The 16,724-nt window shown below is 65.3% G+C and carries 19 protein-coding genes; 6 read left to right on the top strand and 13 right to left on the bottom strand.

Annotated features, from left to right (window positions below; translation table 11 throughout):
- Positions 1-16: 16 nt before the first annotated feature.
- The 4 genes from ACJ7Z0_RS04700 to lexA form a co-directional block, all read right to left on the bottom strand.
- Entirely contained in the window at positions 17-1,174 is a 1,158-nt protein-coding gene (locus ACJ7Z0_RS04700) for an MFS transporter (RefSeq protein ID WP_434788903.1), read from the bottom strand.
- A gap of 60 nt (positions 1,175-1,234) precedes the next feature.
- On the bottom strand, positions 1,235-2,242 hold the full coding sequence (locus tag ACJ7Z0_RS04695) for a D-2-hydroxyacid dehydrogenase family protein (protein WP_055796799.1): 1,008 nt from the start codon (positions 2,240-2,242) through the stop codon (positions 1,235-1,237).
- A 92-nt stretch (positions 2,243-2,334) separates the two neighbouring features.
- Positions 2,335-2,709 carry a hypothetical protein gene (locus tag ACJ7Z0_RS04690; protein WP_434788902.1) on the bottom strand — a complete coding sequence of 125 codons (375 nt, stop codon included), beginning with the start codon at positions 2,707-2,709 and terminating at the stop codon, positions 2,335-2,337.
- A 138-nt stretch (positions 2,710-2,847) separates the two neighbouring features.
- Positions 2,848-3,522, bottom strand: coding sequence for a transcriptional repressor LexA (gene lexA, locus ACJ7Z0_RS04685; RefSeq protein WP_369655939.1), 675 nt, complete (start codon positions 3,520-3,522; stop codon positions 2,848-2,850).
- A 72-nt stretch (positions 3,523-3,594) separates the two neighbouring features.
- On the opposite strand from lexA, the gene ACJ7Z0_RS04680 reads away from it, so the two are divergent.
- Positions 3,595-4,587, top strand: coding sequence for an asparaginase (locus ACJ7Z0_RS04680; protein WP_434788901.1), 993 nt, complete (start codon positions 3,595-3,597; stop codon positions 4,585-4,587).
- A gap of 13 nt (positions 4,588-4,600) precedes the next feature.
- Here the strand turns inward: ACJ7Z0_RS04680 and adk are convergent, their stop codons facing one another.
- The 6 genes from adk to ACJ7Z0_RS04650 form a co-directional block, all read right to left on the bottom strand.
- Positions 4,601-5,257, bottom strand: a complete 657-nt coding sequence (adk, locus tag ACJ7Z0_RS04675; protein WP_434788900.1) for an adenylate kinase — start codon at positions 5,255-5,257, stop codon at positions 4,601-4,603.
- Between the two features lie 135 nt (positions 5,258-5,392).
- Complete coding sequence (kdsB, locus tag ACJ7Z0_RS04670) at positions 5,393-6,166, bottom strand: 3-deoxy-manno-octulosonate cytidylyltransferase (protein ID WP_434788899.1); 774 nt, start codon at positions 6,164-6,166, stop codon at positions 5,393-5,395.
- A 22-nt stretch (positions 6,167-6,188) separates the two neighbouring features.
- Positions 6,189-6,371, bottom strand: coding sequence for a Trm112 family protein (locus ACJ7Z0_RS04665; RefSeq protein ID WP_028260080.1), 183 nt, complete (start codon positions 6,369-6,371; stop codon positions 6,189-6,191).
- On the bottom strand, positions 6,352-7,290 hold the full coding sequence (lpxK, locus tag ACJ7Z0_RS04660) for a tetraacyldisaccharide 4'-kinase (RefSeq protein ID WP_434792609.1): 939 nt from the start codon (positions 7,288-7,290) through the stop codon (positions 6,352-6,354). The genes ACJ7Z0_RS04665 and lpxK overlap by 20 nt, the downstream gene beginning before the upstream one ends.
- 102 nt (positions 7,291-7,392) lie before the next feature.
- Positions 7,393-7,818 (bottom strand): ExbD/TolR family protein, encoded by a 426-nt coding sequence (locus ACJ7Z0_RS04655; protein ID WP_434792608.1) that lies wholly within the window; start codon positions 7,816-7,818, stop codon positions 7,393-7,395.
- Positions 7,819-7,885: 67 nt separating this feature from the next.
- Positions 7,886-8,518 (bottom strand): MotA/TolQ/ExbB proton channel family protein, encoded by a 633-nt coding sequence (locus ACJ7Z0_RS04650; protein WP_093023633.1) that lies wholly within the window; start codon positions 8,516-8,518, stop codon positions 7,886-7,888.
- Between the two features lie 315 nt (positions 8,519-8,833).
- Here ACJ7Z0_RS04650 and xseA point away from each other — a divergent pair, with 315 nt between their 5' ends.
- Both xseA and ACJ7Z0_RS04640 read left to right on the top strand, forming a co-directional pair.
- Complete coding sequence (gene xseA / locus ACJ7Z0_RS04645; protein ID WP_434788898.1) at positions 8,834-10,144, top strand: exodeoxyribonuclease VII large subunit; 1,311 nt, start codon at positions 8,834-8,836, stop codon at positions 10,142-10,144.
- A gap of 50 nt (positions 10,145-10,194) precedes the next feature.
- On the top strand, positions 10,195-10,776 hold the full coding sequence (locus ACJ7Z0_RS04640) for a superoxide dismutase (RefSeq protein ID WP_431131689.1): 582 nt from the start codon (positions 10,195-10,197) through the stop codon (positions 10,774-10,776).
- 69 nt (positions 10,777-10,845) lie between these two features.
- Here ACJ7Z0_RS04640 and ACJ7Z0_RS04635 read toward each other — a convergent pair whose 3' ends face one another.
- The 3 genes from ACJ7Z0_RS04635 to ACJ7Z0_RS04625 form a co-directional block, all read right to left on the bottom strand.
- Positions 10,846-11,307 (bottom strand): DUF192 domain-containing protein, encoded by a 462-nt coding sequence (locus tag ACJ7Z0_RS04635; RefSeq protein WP_434788897.1) that lies wholly within the window; start codon positions 11,305-11,307, stop codon positions 10,846-10,848.
- 96 nt (positions 11,308-11,403) lie between these two features.
- Complete coding sequence (locus ACJ7Z0_RS04630; RefSeq protein ID WP_431131685.1) at positions 11,404-11,592, bottom strand: hypothetical protein; 189 nt, start codon at positions 11,590-11,592, stop codon at positions 11,404-11,406.
- A 154-nt stretch (positions 11,593-11,746) separates the two neighbouring features.
- On the bottom strand, positions 11,747-12,070 hold the full coding sequence (locus ACJ7Z0_RS04625; protein ID WP_431131684.1) for a cell envelope biogenesis protein TolA: 324 nt from the start codon (positions 12,068-12,070) through the stop codon (positions 11,747-11,749).
- A 219-nt stretch (positions 12,071-12,289) separates the two neighbouring features.
- Here ACJ7Z0_RS04625 and icd point away from each other — a divergent pair, with 219 nt between their 5' ends.
- The 3 genes from icd to clpA all read left to right on the top strand — a co-directional run bounded on the left by icd (position 12,290) and on the right by clpA (position 16,697).
- Entirely contained in the window at positions 12,290-13,549 is a 1,260-nt protein-coding gene (gene icd, locus ACJ7Z0_RS04620; RefSeq protein ID WP_431131682.1) for an NADP-dependent isocitrate dehydrogenase, read from the top strand.
- A gap of 399 nt (positions 13,550-13,948) precedes the next feature.
- On the top strand, positions 13,949-14,308 hold the full coding sequence (gene clpS / locus ACJ7Z0_RS04615; RefSeq protein WP_369655952.1) for an ATP-dependent Clp protease adapter ClpS: 360 nt from the start codon (positions 13,949-13,951) through the stop codon (positions 14,306-14,308).
- A gap of 67 nt (positions 14,309-14,375) precedes the next feature.
- Entirely contained in the window at positions 14,376-16,697 is a 2,322-nt protein-coding gene (gene clpA, locus ACJ7Z0_RS04610) for an ATP-dependent Clp protease ATP-binding subunit ClpA (protein ID WP_307577023.1), read from the top strand.
- Positions 16,698-16,724 lie beyond the last annotated feature (27 nt).

The raw sequence follows: 16,724 nt of genomic DNA, 5'->3' as shown, positions 1-16,724 counted from the left end.
TACGCGGGTCCGCGCTTCAGGCCGCGCGGCGGCTGCGCTCGATGGCCACGCTCAGGCCGATGGCCAGCAGCAGCAAGGCGAAACCGACCCAGTTCATCCAAGCCACCGCATCGTTGGCAAGCAGCCATCCGCCCAGTCCGGCACCGACGGCCTGGCCGATGTAGATGCCCGAGCTGTTGAGCGCCACGGAGCCCGGCGCGAGAGCGGGGGCCAGGCCCACCAGCCGCGCCTGCTGCGCCGAATTGGTCGCGAAGCAGCCCAGGCCCCAGGGCACGAGTACCGCCGCCAGCCATGGGAGTGTGCCGGCCCAGGGCCAGAGAAAGAGGCTGAGTGCAATCAATGAACTGGTCACGAGCACCATGCGGCCGGCGCCCGCACGGTCGATGAACCGGCTCACCAGCATGTTGCCAACCAGGCCGAAGGCGCCGAACAGGGCCCACATCAGGCTCAGCGTGGTGGGATCCGCGCCGAAGTTTCGCTTCAGCAGCGGGCCGAAATAGCTGAACAGAACGAACTGGCCGGCACCCTGCAGGGCGGTGACCGAAACGATGCCCATCAGCACCGGGCTGCGGAGCACGCGCGACCAGGCTGCCGCCGTCAGTGCCGCGGGCCGGATGCCTCGCGGCAGGGTCAGCCAGATCGACGCCGCGCTCGCGATGCTGAGCAGCGCAACGGCCAGGAAAGCCGTGCGCCAGCCCAGGTGGCCGCCAATCAGCGCGCCAAGGGGGAGGCCCAGCACCGAGGCCATCGACCAGCCGAGAAAAACGAAAGTCACGGCGCGTCCGCGCTGCTCCGGCGGCACCAGCATGCCGGCGCAGGCCGCGGCCTGGGGCGTGAAGATGGCCGGTGCCACCACCGTGAGCATGCGCACCGGCAGCAGGGCGCCGAAGCTCGGCATCAAGGCCGCGACCACATGCCCGGCGGCGTACCAGACGAGGGTGAGGGCGAGCAACTGGCGGCGATCCCAGCCCGCGACCACGGCCGCCAGCAGCGGCGCACCGAGGCACATCACGATCGCGGCGGCCGTGATCAGCTGGCCGGCAGCTGCAACGGTGACGGCAAGCGACGTGCTGATCTCATTGAGCGTGCCGGGCACCACCATCACGCCCGTGCCGATCACGAAATTGCCGGCCAGCAGCGCCCAGAGCGCGCCCCGGGGCGCCGGCCGGCTCACTGAAGGACCTTCGCCTTCGTCTGCGGTATCCGCCTTGGGGCGGCCCGGCGGCTCATGAGATCACCGGCGAACCTGCAGCGCGCCGGGATTCACGATGTTGGTGGGGTTGCCCTTGATGAAGCTCACGACATTGTCGAAAGCCTGGCCGAAATAGCTTTCGTAGCTGTCCTGCTCCACATAGCCGATGTGCGGCGTGCAGATGCAGTTTTCGAGCCGCAGCAGCGCATGGCCCTGCAGCGGCGGCTCGCTCTCGAACACGTCGACGGCGGCCAGCCCCGGCCGGCCGCGGTTGAGCGCGGCCAGCAGCGCATCGGCCTCGACCAGTTCGGCGCGCGAGGTGTTGACGAAGAGCGCGGTCGGCTTCATGCGCGAAAGATCCTCGAGCTTGACCAGGCCGCTGGTTTCTTCGTTGAGCCGCAGGTGCACCGACAGCACGTCGGCGGCGGCAAAGAACTCGTGGCGGTTCTGCGCTACCTGGAAGCCGTCGGACCGGGCCTTGGCGCAGCTGGCCTCGCGGCCCCAGATGACCACCTGCATGCCGAAGGCCTGCCCGTAGCGCGCCACCAGCTGGCCGATGCGGCCATAGCCCCAGATGCAGAGCGTCTTGCCCTTGAGCACCGAACCCAGCCCGAAATTGGGCGGCATCGAGGCCGATTTGAGCCCCGACTGCTGCCACGCCCCGTGCTTGAGGTTGCTGATGTACTGCGGCAGGCGGCGCATGGCCGCCATGATGAGTGCCCAGGTCAGCTCGGCCGGCGCCTGGGGAGAGCCGGTGCCCTCGGCCACTGCCACGCCCCGCTCGGTGCAGGCCGTGACGTCGATGTGGCCACCCACGCGCCCGGTCTGCGAAATGAGCTTGAGCTTGGGCAGCTTTTCGATCAGCTGGCGCGAGATGTGGGTGCGCTCCCGTATCAGCACGATCACGTCGGCATCCTTCAGGCGAACCGAAAGTTGACCGATGCCCTTGACCGTGTTGGTATAGACCTTGGCCGCGTACGCGTCCAGCTTGGCGGCGCAGCGCAGCTTGCGCACGGCGTCCTGGTAATCGTCGAGGATCACAATGTTCATGGCGTGCCATTGTGCCTCGCAGCATTGACATGACGCGCGTGTGAACGTTTGGATACCCACCCCCGGCCATGGTCACCGGGGCTTGCACGGGTTCAGTGCAGGCGCGTGGAGCGTGGTGCGGTGCTGACCGCCTCCATGGCTTCGAGCGCCGCCAGCCGATCGAGTTCGGCGCAGACGTCGGCCATGCGCCCCGAGATCACCATGCGGTTGGTGCTGCGCTTTTCGCCCTGGGGCCCGTCGACCACGCGAATGACGCGAAGCGGCCGGCTGGGTGCTGGTGCTGCATTGGGTGCCGCGGCGCCGTGGGGGCGCGCCGTGCAGGCCGGCCGAACCGCGACGTAGCGCAGTCCGGCGGAGGCGCTGCCGCTATTGTCGCGGTGGCGGGGCCGGCGTGCCGGCAGCAGGCGGCTTGCCAGCGATTGCAGCGGCATCCACAAATCAACGATGGTGAGGAGGGCGATTCCCATGTGAACTCCAAAAAAGTCTGAGGTTGAACACAGGCAGGATTTCTTTGAAGGGACGCAACAGGGTGATGGCGACTTTGCGCCATACGCCCGCCACCTGTTGCGGCCGAATGAGGTGCTGCTTTCGGCAGGCCGCAGGGCCTACATCAGCATGGTGTTGCGGATGAGGCCGACCGCCAGGCCTTCGATTTCGAAGGGTTCGCCGGGCTGGACCACGATGGTCGGGTAGTCGGGGTTCTCTGCGTGCAGCTCGATGACCTGCTTGTTGCGCTTGAGGCGCTTGACCGTGACCTCGTCGCCGAGGCGGGCCACCACGATCTGGCCGTTGCGCGCTTCCTTGGTGGCTTGCACCGCCAGCAGGTCGCCGTCCATGATGCCGGCGTCGCGCATGGACATGCCGCGCACCTTCAGCAGGTAATCGGGCTGGCGCTGGAACAGCGTGTTCTCGACGTAGTAGGTCTGGTCGACGTGCTCTTGCGCGAGGATGGGCGAGCCCGCCGCGACGCGGCCGATGAGTGGCAGCGCAAGCTGCGCCATGCCGGGCAGCGAGAGGGAAAACTGGTTGTTGCGCGACTCGTTGAGCGAACGCAGCGCATCGCCCTTGAGGCGAATGCCGCGCGAAGTGCCGCTGACGAGTTCGATCACGCCCTTGCGGGCCAGCGCCTGCAGGTGCTCTTCGGCCGCATTGGCCGACTTGAAACCCAGCTCGCTGGCGATTTCGGCCCGCGTGGGCGGAGCGCCGGTACGGGCGATGGCGCTCTGGATCAAGTCCAGGATTTGCTGCTGGCGGGCGGTAAGCTTCACGGCGAACTGCATATGTGGTTCCTTGCGGCACTGGCTGAATATCCAGTACCTGTATTTTTAACCAGTTTTTAAAAGTTGGCAAGCATGGTCAATTCCCTTTCGTCCGGCCTGCGGCGCGTCGTGGTGCTGGGCACCGGCGGCACCATTGCGGGTCGCGCCGCCAGCGGCGGCGACAACATCGGCTACACCGCAGGGCAGGTGGGCGTGGCGGACCTGCTCGGCGGCGTCGATGCGCCCGATGGCGTGGCGCTCGAAGCCGAGCAGGTGGCGCAGCTCGACAGCAAGGACATGGGCTTCGATGTCTGGCTGCAACTTGCGCAGCGCTGCGCGTTCTGGCTGTCCGAGGCCGACGTGGCGGGCGTGGTGATCACGCATGGCACCGACACCATCGAAGAGACGGCCTACTTTCTCCAGGCGGTGCTTGCACCTGGCAAGCCCGTGGTCCTGGCCTGCGCCATGCGTCCCGCGAGTTCTCTTTCGCCCGACGGCCCACAGAATGTGCGCGATGCCATCGCCGTTGCGGCCACGCCGGGAGCGCAGGGCGTGACGGTGGTCTGCGCGGGCACGGTCCACGGTTCGCTGGATGTGCAGAAGGTGCACCCCTATCGACCGGATGCGTTTTCATCGGGCGATGCAGGCCCGATCGGCTACGTGGAAGAGGGGGCGGTGCGGCTTCTTCGCGACTGGCCGCGATTGCCGGTGAGTGCGGCTTCGAAGATTCCCGCAACGAAGGCAGGCGCGGCAACGCACTGGCCGAGGGTCGAGATCGTCACCAGCCATGCCGGCGCAACTGGCGCCATCGTCGATCTGCTGCTGCAGGAGCGTGCAGCCGGCGTGGCCGAGCCGATTCGGGGATTGGTCCTGGCCGCGACCGGCAATGGCACGGTGCACCATGCGCTGGAGGCTGCCGCGCTGCGAGCCCAGGATGCGGGAGTGGCCGTGCTGCGCGCCACACGCTGTGCGAGCGGGCGCATCCTGCCAAGAGCTGATGATCGCTTGCGGGACGCCGGTGCCCTGACGCCCGTCAAGGCTCGCATTGCGCTGATGCTGGAGCTGCTCGAAGCCACTGCCGCCTGACGGCGGCTCGCGTTCAGCTGCTCAGGGCAGCGAGGGCGCGCTGGGTGATTTCGTCGACCGTGCCGACGCCGCTGATGGCGCGGTACTTCGGCGCCGCGGCCGGATCGGCCTTGGCCCAGGCCGAGTAGTACTCGACCAGCGGACGCGTCTGCTGGCTGTAGACATCGAGCCGCTTGCGCACGGTTTCTTCCTCGTCGTCCTTGCGCTGAATCAGGTCTTCGCCGGTGACGTCATCCTTGCCCTCGACCTTCGGCGGGTTGAACTTCAGGTGGTAGGTGCGGCCCGACGCGGGGTGCGAGCGCCGGCCGCTCATGCGTTCGATGATGTCGCTGAACGGCACGTCGATTTCGAGCACGTAGTCGAGCTTGACGCCGGCCGCCTTCATGGCGTCGGCCTGCGGAATGGTGCGCGGAAAGCCGTCGAACAGGAAGCCATCGGCGCAATCGGGTTGCGCGATGCGTTCTTTCACGAGGTTGATGATCAGGTCATCACTCACCAGGCCACCCGATTCCATCACCGCCTTGGCCTGCTGGCCAAGCGGCGTACCGGCCTTGACGGCGGCGCGCAGCATGTCGCCGGTCGAGATCTGAGGAATGCCGTACTTCTGGCAGATGAAAGCCGCTTGCGTGCCTTTGCCCGCCCCGGGCGCGCCCAGCAAAATTAGTCTCATGGTGTCCTCGGAGGGTTCTTGGATCTTGTGTCGCACCCAGCGCCGGCCCTAGAGCCGTGCAAGGCGGAATTGCGTCGAGGATAGCATGCGTAAGCGTGAAGAATTTCCGTCAATCGCCACGGATATTGATGCAACTCAGGGGGCCAACTGGGCTGCAAAGACCGCGCGCACGCGAGCAAGGTCTTCGGGCGTGTCGATGCCCGGACCGGGAGCCACCTGGCTGACATGCACCGCGATGCGATGCCCATGCCAGAGCGCGCGCAATTGTTCGAGTGCTTCGGTGGCCTCGATGGGGGCGGACGCCAGCGAAGGAAACTTGCGCACGAAGCCGGCGCGGTATCCGTAGATGCCGATATGGCGCAGCGGCCGAGGCGAAGGGAGCACGCCCGGTGGCGCACCGCCGGTGGAGCCGTCGCGCCACCATGGAATGGGGGCGCGGCTGAAGTAGAGCGCATTGCCCTTTGCATCGAGCACGGCCTTCACCACGTTCGGGTTCAGAAAGTCGTCGAGCGAATCGATCTCGTGGGCCGCCGTGCTCATGGCGGCTTCCGGGTGAGCTGCCAGCTCAGAGGCCACCGCGTCGATCAGGGCCGGGTCGATCAGTGGTTCGTCGCCCTGCACGTTGACGACGATATCGTCGCCGTCCAGGCCCAGTTGCTCGCAGGCTTCGGCCAGCCGGTCGGTGCCGCTGGGATGGTCCTGCCGCGTCAGGATGGCCTGCACGCCGTGTGCCGTGCAGGCCGCGACGATGGAAGGATCGTCCCCGGCAACCACCACGCGCGCCGCGCCGGATTGGCTCGCGCGCCGGGCGACGCGCACCACCATGGGCAGGCCGGCAATGTCCGCCAGCGGTTTGTTGGGCAGCCGCGTCGAAGCCAGCCGTGCCGGCACCAGGACGGTGAAGCTCATTGGTTCTCCCTTGGCGCCGCGCTCACAGCCCCAGCTCTTCGTCGGACAGCGTGCGCGCCTCGTTCTCCAGCAGCACGGGAATGCCGTCGCGCACCGGATAGGCCAGGCGTGCGCTGCGCGAGCAGAGCTCCTGCTTTTCGGGGTTCCAGGTCAGCGGGCCCTTGGTGACGGGGCAGACGAGCAGTTCAAGCAGCTTGGGATCCATCGAGCGATGATAGCTTCGCATCGAGCGCCGCGAAGAATTGCGGCTCGGGTACGAAGTGCAATGGCACGGCCAGCGCATCCGGGGCTTGCCGCCAGAGCTTGACGGCATCTTTCTCGGTGCAGACCAGAGGGAGATCACGGTCGGAAGGGCGTTGCCAGCCCTCGAAGTCGAAGTGGTCGGGCAGCGCGATCGTCTCCGCCAGGGCGAGGCCGCGCGCGCGCAGCATCTCGAAGAAGGCCTCGGGCCGCGCAATGGCCGCAAGCGCGATCACCGGTTTGCCGGCCAGGGCATCGAGCGGTGTGCGTTTTCCGTCGCTCGCAACCGCGTCTTGTGCCAGGGCGCGAGTGGCGGTGTAGCCGTCCTCGAATGCCGGGTGCTCGCCGCTATGGAGCACCAGGTCGCACGGACGCGGCCAGCGCTCGCGCAAGGGGCCCGCGGGCAGCCGCCAGCCGTTGCCCACGCCGCGGTCGTCGAACACGCAGATTTCGACGTCGCGAGCGAGCGCCAGGTGCTGCAGCCCGTCGTCGCTCACGATGACCTGCGTGGCCGGGTGCCGGGCAAGCAGGGCGCGCGCGGCCTCGACGCGGCGCCGCGCCACGAACACGGGCGCGCCGGTGGCACGGCGGATCAGCGCGGGCTCGTCGCCAACATCTTGCGGATCGCTTTCGTCCTCCACTTCACGGCAGTCGTCGGTGCGGCGGCCGTAGCCGCGCGACACCACGCCGGTGCGCAGGCCGCGAGCCTGCAGATGCCGAACCACGGCCATCACCACCGGCGTCTTGCCGGCGCCGCCCGCAATGACGTTGCCGACCACGATCACCGGGACGGACACGCGGTCCGTTTGCAGCCAACCTTGTCGATAGAGCCAGCGCCGCAGCGCGAACAGCGCCGCATAGAGCAGCGACAGCGGCCACAGCATGCAGGCCAACGCACCGCGGTGCAGCCAGGCACGCTGCAGCCGCGAAGCGGGCGCACTGGCCGCGCGGCTGTTGCCGGGAGTGCTGCGGCCCTGCAACGGCACTCAGTGCCCTGCTTGGGCCGTCGATTGGGCTGCGAACGTGATCTGCACCAGGCCCGCGCGGCGTGCGGCTTCCATCACCGTGATCACGGACTGGTGCGGGCTGCTCGCGTCGGCGCTGATGATCACCACGCTGTCCTTGCCGCCCGTGGCTGCCGCACCCAGCGCGGCGGCCACCGTCGCCACGTTGCGGTCTGGCAGAGGCGTCTTGTTGATCGAATAGCGACCGTCGGCGGACACCGCCACGATCACTTCCTTGGGATAGTCGCGCTGCGAGTCGACGTCCGCCGTCGGCAGGCGCAACTGCATCTCGGTGAACTTGCTGTAGGTGGTCGACAGCATCAGGAAGATGAGGACGACCAGCAGCACGTCGATGAACGGGATCAGATTGATCTCCGGCTCATCGCGGGCGCCATGGCGAAACTGCATGCGGCCGCGGGTCATGGCGAGCCTCCGCTGGACAGCGCTGCGCTCGCAGTGGCAAGCGTTAAGGCCATCATTTCCGCAATGCGTTCAGGTGGCGGGCAAAGCGCTCGCCGGAGAGTTCGAGGTTCAGCAGGTATTCATCGACCCGGCTGCGGAAATAGCGCCAGAAGATCAGGGTCGGAATGGCCACGATCAGGCCAAACGCCGTGTTGTACAGCGCGATGGAAATGCCGTGCGCCAGTTGCGCCGGGTTCCCCGATCCCACCGCGCCGCTTCCGGGCGATTGCGAGCCGAAGATCTCGATCATGCCGATCACCGTCCCCAGCAGGCCGAGCAGCGGCGCAGCCGAGGCGATGGTGGCCAGCGCGGGCAGGTAGCGCTCCAGCTTGTGCGCCACGGTGCGGCCCGAGGCTTCCATGGCTGCACGCAGGTCGTCCTCGGTGCAGCGCGGATTGGCGTTGAGGGCGCGAAGGCCCGCGGCCAGCACCTGCCCGAGCATCGAATTGCGCTCGAGCTTGGTCACCACGTCGGGCCCCGGCACGGAACCGTGCGACACCGTCATCGCTTCATCGAGCAGCTTGGGCGGCAGGACCTTGACGGTTTTAAGACTTGTGAAACGTTCTATAACCAGCGCGAGCGCGATGATCGAACAAGCGAGCAATGGCCAGATTGGCCAGCCCGCGGCAACTATGATGGAAAACAAGGAATCCTCCGGCCCCGAATAGACTGCAAATGCGCGGCGATTATCCACCGAGCCCACCATCGCCACGCGCCTTGTTTGTTTGTAAGCAAGGACGCACAGATTCTGTGGATAACTTTGTGATTAACCTGATGGGCAACGTGCCCCGACCCGCATGGCGTGGGCTTTCCATTAGATCGACTGAATTTTGAGCAGCAGTTTTCTGAATGAAATCAAGAGCTTGCACGACAAACCGTGCACTTGTTCCGCACCCGGATCCGGGCAAGGGGGCTTGCCGCCTCACTGTGGAAGAGTGGTCACCCGCTATCCGGCCGAGTTGTGACATTGCGTGATTCCAACACCACACCGGGTCCGCGCATCTGGCCTGTCGGCGCGCTGTGCCGGGCGGTCGCCGATGCGCTGGATGCGCGCTTCAATCCGGTCGCGGTGCGCGGCGAGATTTCCGGTTTTTCGCGCGCGTCGAGCGGGCATTGTTACTTCGCGCTCAAGGATGATTCCGGCCAACTGCGCTGCGCGATGTTCCGGCGTGCGGCCGGCCTGCTCGATTTTTCTCCGCGCGACGGCGACCAGGTCGAGGTGCGCGGCCGCCTGGCGGTGTACGAACCGCGTGGCGATCTGCAGTTGGTGGTCGAAAGCCTGCAACGTGCCGGACAAGGCGCGCTGTTCGAGCAGTTCCTGCAACGCAAGGCGCGGCTCGAAGCCGAAGGGCTCTTCGATGCCGAGCGCAAGCGGGCGCTGCCGGTCATGCCGCGCGCGGTGGGCCTGGTGACCTCGCTGGGCGCCGCGGCGCTGCACGATGTGGTGACCGCGCTGCGACGCCGCGTGCCGCACATCCCGGTGGTCCTGGCGCCCGCGGCGGTGCAGGGCGCCAGCGCGCCGGGGGAGCTCGTGCGCGCGCTGCAATCCTTGTATGCCCTCAAGCCCGCGGTCGATGTCATCCTGCTGGTGCGCGGCGGCGGCTCCATCGAAGACCTCTGGGCCTTCAACGACGAAACCCTCGCCCGCACCATCGTTCAAAGCCCGGTGCCGCTGATTTGCGGCGTGGGCCATGAGACCGACTTCACCATTGCCGATTTTTGCGCCGACCTGCGGGCGCCCACGCCCACCGCCGCGGCGGAACTCGTCAGCGCGCCGCAGGCAATGTGGCTCGGCGCGATCGATCTTCTGGGCGAACGGTTGCAAGGCGCGCTGGACACCCGGCTCGACGTGCTGGGCCAGCGCCTCGACCAGGCGGCGTCACGCCTGGGGCGGCCCTCCACGCTGGTGGCGCGCCAGCAGCTTCGGCTCGCGCACCAATCGCAGCGCCTGCGCTATGCGGTGCTATCGAGAACCGAGCGCCTGGCCCATGCGCCGCGGTCGATCGCGGCCGATTTCCCTCGCAAGCTCGAGCGCGCGCTGGCAGAGCGGCGCGATCGGCTCGAACGCGTGGCGCTGCGGCTCAAGCTGCTCGACCCCGCGCTGGTGCTGCAGCGCGGCTATGCCTGGCTCACCGGCGCCGACGGTCGTGCGATCGTCAGTGCAAGAAAACTGAATCCGGGCGATGCCGTGGTCGCACGGCTCGCCGACGGCTCGGTCGACCTGACCGTGACGCCCGGCAAAACGGGAACGCGTCCGACGCCGGGCTCCTGATTCCTTTCTAGAATCGTTAATTCCCCGCAACCAACCCACGAGAAGAAACCATGGAACATGTGCTCCCACCCCTGCCTTACGCCCTCGACGCGCTGGCACCCGAGTACTCGAAGGAGACCCTCGAGTACCACTACGGCAAGCACCACAACGCCTACGTGGTGAACCTCAACAACCTGCAAAAGGGCACCGAATTCGAGTCGATGACGCTGGAAGAAATCGTCAAGAAGTCCAGCGGCGGCATCTACAACAACGCCGCCCAGATCTGGAACCACACCTTCTTCTGGAACTGCATGAAGCCCCAGGGCGGCGGCGCTCCCGGCGGCGCGCTGGCCAAGGCCATCGATGCCAAGTGGGGCAGCTACGACGCCTTCAAGGAAGCGTTCGTGAAGTCGGCCGTGGGCAACTTCGGCTCGGGCTGGACCTGGCTGGTGAAGAAGGCCGACGGTTCGCTGGACATCGTGAACATGGGTGCCGCGGGCACGCCGCTGACCACCGGCGACACCCCGGTGCTGACGGTGGACGTCTGGGAGCACGCCTACTACATCGACTACCGCAACCTGCGCCCCAAGTTCGTGGAGACCTTCCTGGCCAAGCTGGCCAACTGGGACTTCGCTGCCAAGAACTTCGGTTGAACCGGATTCCTCATTGAAAAAGCCGACCTGCGGGTCGGCTTTTTCGTGGGCCAAACAGGCGGGCGGAGCTCAGCGTTTGGAAGCAGCGAACAGCTCGCCTCCCAGCTTGGCACCCTTCTTGATGTTCTTCTTGGCAAACCAGCCCTGGTTCATTTCGAGCACGAAGCGAACCGGCTCTTCGGAGCAGTGCGAGTTCTCGGTCATCGGCTGCATGTCGACAAGGTTGACGATGCGGCCGTCGTCCGCCACGAAGGCGGCCGTCAGCGGCAGCAGCGTATTGCGCATCCAGAAGCACTGGGTGGCCGGCTGATCGAAGACGAAGATCATGCCCTCGGCCTGCGGCATTTCCTTGCGGAACATGAGGCCGATTTCCCGTTGCTGGGGGGTCTGCGCGACTTGCGCATCGATCTTGTACAGGCCAACGGACAACTTGGTGCGTTGCAGGTCGGTCTGGGGTTGCTGCTGGGCTTGTGCGGCGCCCATCAGGGAGGCGGCAAGCAGGAGCAGGGCGGCAACAAAACGCTGAAACATCGGAAGGCTTCTTTCAGGGCGGGTTCAAGGGCGCGGGGCCAATAAAAATGCCCGCTGATGCGGGCATTGGCGGGCATTGCCGGTGAGCGTGGCAGCTTACACCTTCTTGGCGACGTGCGCCTTGGCCACGTGGTGGCGAGCCTTGTGCTTCTTGACCGTGTGCTTCGTCGAGGGCGCAGCCTTGTGGACCACGGCAGGTGCGGCCGGCGCCGGAGCGGGCGGGGTCTGCGCAAATGCACCGGCAGCGAAGAGACCGGCGACGAGGGCTGCGAGCAGCTTGTTCATTGAGACATCCTTTGAGATTGTTGATATGGATCACCTCCCGGCGGAAGGTCAACATTCAACGCATCAGCCGCTTGCCCTGGTTGACAGCAGTTGTGCCATCGCAGGCGAAAAAAAAGCGCCCCGGAGAGCGCTTTCTTGTACGGCCAAGGCCGACTTACTGGGGCGTGCCGCCTTGGGTCGACTTGCGCTTGACGCTGCCGTCCTTGTTGCGGCGACGCTGGTCGCGCGTTTCGGCGCGCTTTTCGCCGGATGCTGCAGCCTTGTCGGTGCCGATAGCACCGCCTTCGGGGGTCTTGGCGATGTCGCCAGCGGGAGCAGCCACCTTGCCAGCGGGCTTGGCGTCCTTCTTGGCTTCAGCGCGTGCTTGGGGCTTGCTGTTGGTGGCGTTCCCTTGCTCAGGCGTGGTGCCGGTGGGGTTCTGGGCGTAGGCGCCAGCGGCGAACAGGCCAGCGATCATGACTGCGAGAATTTTGCTCATTGATGATTCCTCTATCGAGAATTGGTTGGAAACGCCTCCCGGCGAGCAGAAGGTCAGCCACTAACGAGGTCGTTGCCTCGCGGGTTGACAAACGCCAGCTGATGGGTTGCGTCTAAAATGTACAGCGATTTGTTCGCGGGCTGTACAGCGATTCCCCGTCGCTGTCTGAATTCGCAGACAGTCGCCCGAATTACGTCATTCCCGGAGTCACTTCCCCTCATGTCCAGCTACCAGCACATCAAAGTCCCCGCCGACGGCCAGAAGATCACGGTCAACGCCGACAACTCGCTCAATGTGCCTGATCAGCCGATCATTCCCTTCATCGAAGGCGACGGCACGGGTCTGGACATTACCCCGGTGATGCTCAAGGTGGTGGACGCAGCGGTTGCAAAGGCCTACGGCGGCAAGAAGAAGATCCACTGGATGGAAGTCTATGCCGGCGAAAAGTCGACCAAGGTCTACGGCCCCGATGTCTGGCTGCCCGAAGAAACGCTGCACGCCGTGCGCGACTACGTGGTTTCCATCAAGGGCCCGCTGACCACGCCCGTGGGCGGCGGCATCCGTTCGCTGAACGTCGCGCTGCGCCAGGAACTCGACCTGTACGTCTGCCTGCGCCCCATCCAGTACTTCGAAGGCGTGCCAAGCCCGGTGCGCGAGCCGCACAAGACCAACATGGTCATCTTCCGCGAGAACTCGGAAGACATCTACGCCGGCATCGAATTCGAAGCCGAAAGCGACAAGGCCAAGAAGCTCATCAAGTTCCTGCAGGACGAACTGGGCGTCAAGAAGATCCGCTTCCCCAACACCTCCGGCATCGGCGTCAAACCCGTCTCGAAGGAAGGCACGGAGCGCCTCGTTCGCAAGGCGCTGCAATACGCCGTGGACAACGACAAGCCCAGCGTCACCATCGTGCACAAGGGCAACATCATGAAGTTCACCGAAGGTGGCTTCCGCGACTGGGCCTACGCCCTGGCAGCCAAGGAGTTCGGCGCCGAGCTGATCGACGGCGGCCCCTGGATGAAGTTCAAGAGCCCAAAGACCGGCAAGGAAATCACCGTCAAGGACAGCATCGCCGACGCGTTCCTGCAACAGATTCTTCTGCGCCCCGCCGAATACAGCGTCATTGCCACGCTCAACCTCAACGGCGACTACGTGTCCGACGCGCTGGCGGCCCAGGTCGGCGGCATCGGCATTGCCCCGGGCGCGAACCTGAGCGACACCGTCGCCATGTTCGAAGCCACCCACGGCACGGCTCCCAAGTACGCCGGCAAGGACTATGTGAACCCGGGTTCCGAAATCCTCTCGGCCGAAATGATGCTGCGCCATATGGGCTGGACCGAAGCAGCCGACCTGATCATCAGCTCGATGGAAAAGTCGATTGCCAGCAAGAAGGTCACCTATGACTTCGCCCGCCTGATGGACGGCGCCACGCAAGTGAGCTGCTCGGGCTTCGGCCAGGTCATGATCGACCACATGTAATTGCGCGAGCAATAGCGTTTGGCGCTCCGGGCGCCGAGAAGCCATGGGCCCTCGAGATCGTTCCGGTCTCGAGGGCTTTTTCTTGGTTTTCCCCTCGCCAGACCAAGCCGGTCCGTGACCGTTCACAGAGTCCGGACAGGCTGGTACAGCTTGCTCCGGAGGTGGCCTGCCGTGGGGTCCGAAACCTCTTGATCGACGAGGACATCAATTCCCCGGATCCGGGCGGACGGGTCTCCCAAGCCGCAGCCGTGCAATATTCCCGAGGCATCCCGCGGACGCTTGAATTTTTTAAGCCCTACGTGCTGGCGCACACGGCGCAAGGCCCTTGATTTGTCGAATATGCGCCACCAAGTCTTCTTGCGCCGGCACGTTGCTTGCACGCTCTATAGAATCTTTTTTATGGCAACGAGAATTCCAAAGACTCCCAGCACTCCGCCGGCCCAGAAACCGGCCGGGGATGACGGAGATTCGGTCGTTATGGAGCGGCGGCCGCAAAAAACCGCGCCTCCCCAGATGTACCAGGTGGTCATGCTGAACGACGACTACACGCCCATGGAGTTCGTGATCGTCGTGCTGCAAGAATATTTCAACAAGGATCGCGAAACCGCGACCCAGATCATGTTAAAGATTCATCTCGACGGGCGCGGTGTTTGCGGGGTTTATTCTCGCGACCTGGCGGCCACCAAAGTCAATCAGGTGATGGAGGCGGCACACCAGGCCGGGCATCCGTTGCAGTGCGTGAGCGAGCCTGTTGCGTGAACCAGTTGAATTGCGCAAGCTCCAACCCATCTGAGAAGTTATTTACAGCAAGGCAAAAGGAAATCACATGATTGCCCAGGAACTGGAAGTCAGCTTGCACATGGCCTTCGTCGAGGCCAGGCAGCAGCGCCACGAGTTCATCACCGTGGAGCATCTGTTGCTCGCTTTGCTGGACAACCCGAGCGCCGCGGAAGTTCTGCGCGCCTGCTCGGCCAACGTCGACGACCTGCGGGCGTCGCTCACCAACTTCATCAAGGACAACACGCCCCAGGTGGCGGGTACCGATGATGTAGACACCCAGCCGACGCTGGGTTTCCAGCGCGTGATCCAGCGCGCCATCATGCACGTGCAGTCCACCGGCAACGGCAAGAAGGAAGTCACCGGCGCCAACGTGCTGGTCGCGATCTTCGGCGAGAAGGACTCGCACGCGGTGTACTACCTCCACCAGCAAGGCGTGACCCGCCTCGACGTGGTGAACTTCATTGCCCACGGCATCAAGAAGAGCGATCCGCCTGAAGCCGTCAAGGGCAGCAGCGAATCGTCTTCGGGCGAGGGCGAAGAGGGCGGCGGCGAGAAGAACGAGAAGGCTTCGCCTCTCGAGCAGTTCACGCAAAACCTCAACCAGCTCGCCAAGGACGGCAAGATCGATCCGCTGATCGGCCGCGAATACGAGGTCGAGCGCGTCATCCAGATCCTGTGCCGCCGGCGCAAGAACAACCCGCTGCTGGTGGGCGAGGCAGGCGTCGGCAAGACCGCCATCGCCGAAGGCCTGGCATGGCGCATCACGCAGAGCGACGTGCCCGAGATCCTGGCCGAGGCGCAGGTCTACTCGCTCGACATGGGCGCGCTCCTGGCCGGCACCAAGTACCGCGGCGATTTCGAGCAGCGCCTGAAGGGCGTGCTCAAGTCGCTCAAGGACAAGCCGAACGCCATCCTGTTCATCGACGAAATCCACACCCTGATCGGTGCGGGCGCCGCGTCGGGCGGCACGCTCGATGCGTCGAACCTGCTCAAGCCGGCGCTTTCCAGCGGCCAGCTCAAGTGCATCGGTGCGACCACCTTCACGGAGTACCGCGGCATCTTCGAGAAGGATGCGGCCCTGTCGCGTCGCTTCCAGAAGGTCGACGTGGTCGAGCCGACGGTGCAGGAAACCGTCGACATCCTGAAGGGCCTGAAGTCGCGCTTCGAAGAGCACCACGGCGTCAAGTACGCGGTGGCCGCCCTGCAGGCCGCGGCCGAGCTGAGCGCCAAGTACATCAACGACCGCCATCTGCCCGACAAGGCCATCGACGTGATCGACGAGGCCGGTGCCGCCCAGCGCATCCTGCCTGCGAACAAGCGCAAGAAGACCATCAGCAAGACCGAGGTCGAGGACATCGTCGCGAAGATCGCACGCATTCCCCCGGCCAACGTCAGCAACGACGACCGCGGCAAGCTGCAGACGATCGAACGCGACCTGAAGAGCGTCGTGTTCGGCCAGGACAAGGCACTCGAGGTGCTGGCGTCCGCGGTCAAGATGGCGCGCTCGGGCCTCGGCCGCGAAGACAAGCCGATCGGCTCGTTCCTGTTCAGCGGCCCCACCGGCGTCGGCAAGACCGAAGCGGCCAAGCAGCTCGCCTACATCATGGGCATCGAGCTGATCCGCTTCGACATGTCCGAATACATGGAGCGCCATGCGGTGAGCCGGTTGATCGGCGCGCCTCCGGGCTACGTCGGGTTCGACCAGGGCGGTCTCCTGACCGAAGCCATCACGAAGAAGCCGCACGCGGTGCTGCTGCTCGACGAAATCGAGAAGGCGCACCCGGACATCTTCAACGTGCTGCTGCAGGTCATGGACCACGGCACCCTGACGGACAACAACGGACGCAAGGCCGACTTCCGCAACGTGATCATCGTGATGACCACCAATGCGGGTGCCGAGACCATGAACAAGGCGACCATCGGCTTCACCAACCCGCGCCAGGCGGGTGATGAAATGGCCGATATCAAGCGCCTGTTCACGCCGGAGTTCCGCAACCGCCTGGACGCGACCGTGAGCTTCAAGGCGCTGGACGAGCAGATCATCCTGCGCGTGGTCGACAAGTTCCTGCTCCAGCTCGAAACGCAGCTGGCCGAGAAGAAGGTCGACGTCACGTTCAGCGACGGCTTGCGCAAGCACCTGGCCAAGAAGGGCTTCGACCCGCTGATGGGCGCCCGCCCGATGCAGCGCCTGATCCAGGACACGATCCGTCGTGCGCTGGCCGACGAGCTGCTGTTCGGTCGCCTGATCGACGGGGGCCGCCTGTCGGTCGACATCGACGACAAGGGCGAAGTGCAGCTGGACATCCAGCCGCTGCCGAAGAAGGAAGGCAAGTCCAAGCCCGAAGCCGAAGAGGCTGCCGCAGGGTAAGCGGCCCGGCGGAGCCGGTGCCGCTGT

Origin of the sequence: Variovorax palleresanus (assembly GCF_051144945.1) — a bacterium.
GTDB classification, from domain to species: domain Bacteria; phylum Pseudomonadota; class Gammaproteobacteria; order Burkholderiales; family Burkholderiaceae_C; genus Variovorax; species Variovorax paradoxus_S.
The sequence above is the reverse complement of the archived record's forward strand: the minus strand, read 5'-3'. Positions and strand labels throughout refer to the sequence as shown.

Excerpts from the sequence above, each read along its gene's own strand:
- ACJ7Z0_RS04695 (WP_055796799.1), bottom strand. The coding sequence starts at position 2,242 with ATGAACATTGTGATCCTCGACGATTACCAGGACGCCGTGCGCAAGCTG.
- ACJ7Z0_RS04690 (WP_434788902.1), bottom strand. The coding sequence starts at position 2,709 with ATGGGAATCGCCCTCCTCACCATCGTTGATTTGTGGATGCCGCTGCAA.
- lexA (WP_369655939.1), bottom strand. The coding sequence starts at position 3,522 with ATGCAGTTCGCCGTGAAGCTTACCGCCCGCCAGCAGCAAATCCTGGAC.
- ACJ7Z0_RS04680 (WP_434788901.1), top strand. The coding sequence starts at position 3,595 with ATGGTCAATTCCCTTTCGTCCGGCCTGCGGCGCGTCGTGGTGCTGGGC.
- adk (WP_434788900.1), bottom strand. The coding sequence starts at position 5,257 with ATGAGACTAATTTTGCTGGGCGCGCCCGGGGCGGGCAAAGGCACGCAA.
- kdsB (WP_434788899.1), bottom strand. The coding sequence starts at position 6,166 with ATGAGCTTCACCGTCCTGGTGCCGGCACGGCTGGCTTCGACGCGGCTG.
- ACJ7Z0_RS04665 (WP_028260080.1), bottom strand. The coding sequence starts at position 6,371 with ATGGATCCCAAGCTGCTTGAACTGCTCGTCTGCCCCGTCACCAAGGGC.
- lpxK (WP_434792609.1), bottom strand. The coding sequence starts at position 7,290 with ATGCTGTGGCCGCTGTCGCTGCTCTATGCGGCGCTGTTCGCGCTGCGG.
- ACJ7Z0_RS04655 (WP_434792608.1), bottom strand. The coding sequence starts at position 7,818 with ATGCAGTTTCGCCATGGCGCCCGCGATGAGCCGGAGATCAATCTGATC.
- ACJ7Z0_RS04640 (WP_431131689.1), top strand. The coding sequence starts at position 10,195 with ATGGAACATGTGCTCCCACCCCTGCCTTACGCCCTCGACGCGCTGGCA.
- ACJ7Z0_RS04635 (WP_434788897.1), bottom strand. The coding sequence starts at position 11,307 with ATGTTTCAGCGTTTTGTTGCCGCCCTGCTCCTGCTTGCCGCCTCCCTG.
- ACJ7Z0_RS04630 (WP_431131685.1), bottom strand. The coding sequence starts at position 11,592 with ATGAACAAGCTGCTCGCAGCCCTCGTCGCCGGTCTCTTCGCTGCCGGT.
- ACJ7Z0_RS04625 (WP_431131684.1), bottom strand. The coding sequence starts at position 12,070 with ATGAGCAAAATTCTCGCAGTCATGATCGCTGGCCTGTTCGCCGCTGGC.
- icd (WP_431131682.1), top strand. The coding sequence starts at position 12,290 with ATGTCCAGCTACCAGCACATCAAAGTCCCCGCCGACGGCCAGAAGATC.
- clpS (WP_369655952.1), top strand. The coding sequence starts at position 13,949 with ATGGCAACGAGAATTCCAAAGACTCCCAGCACTCCGCCGGCCCAGAAA.
- clpA (WP_307577023.1), top strand. The coding sequence starts at position 14,376 with ATGATTGCCCAGGAACTGGAAGTCAGCTTGCACATGGCCTTCGTCGAG.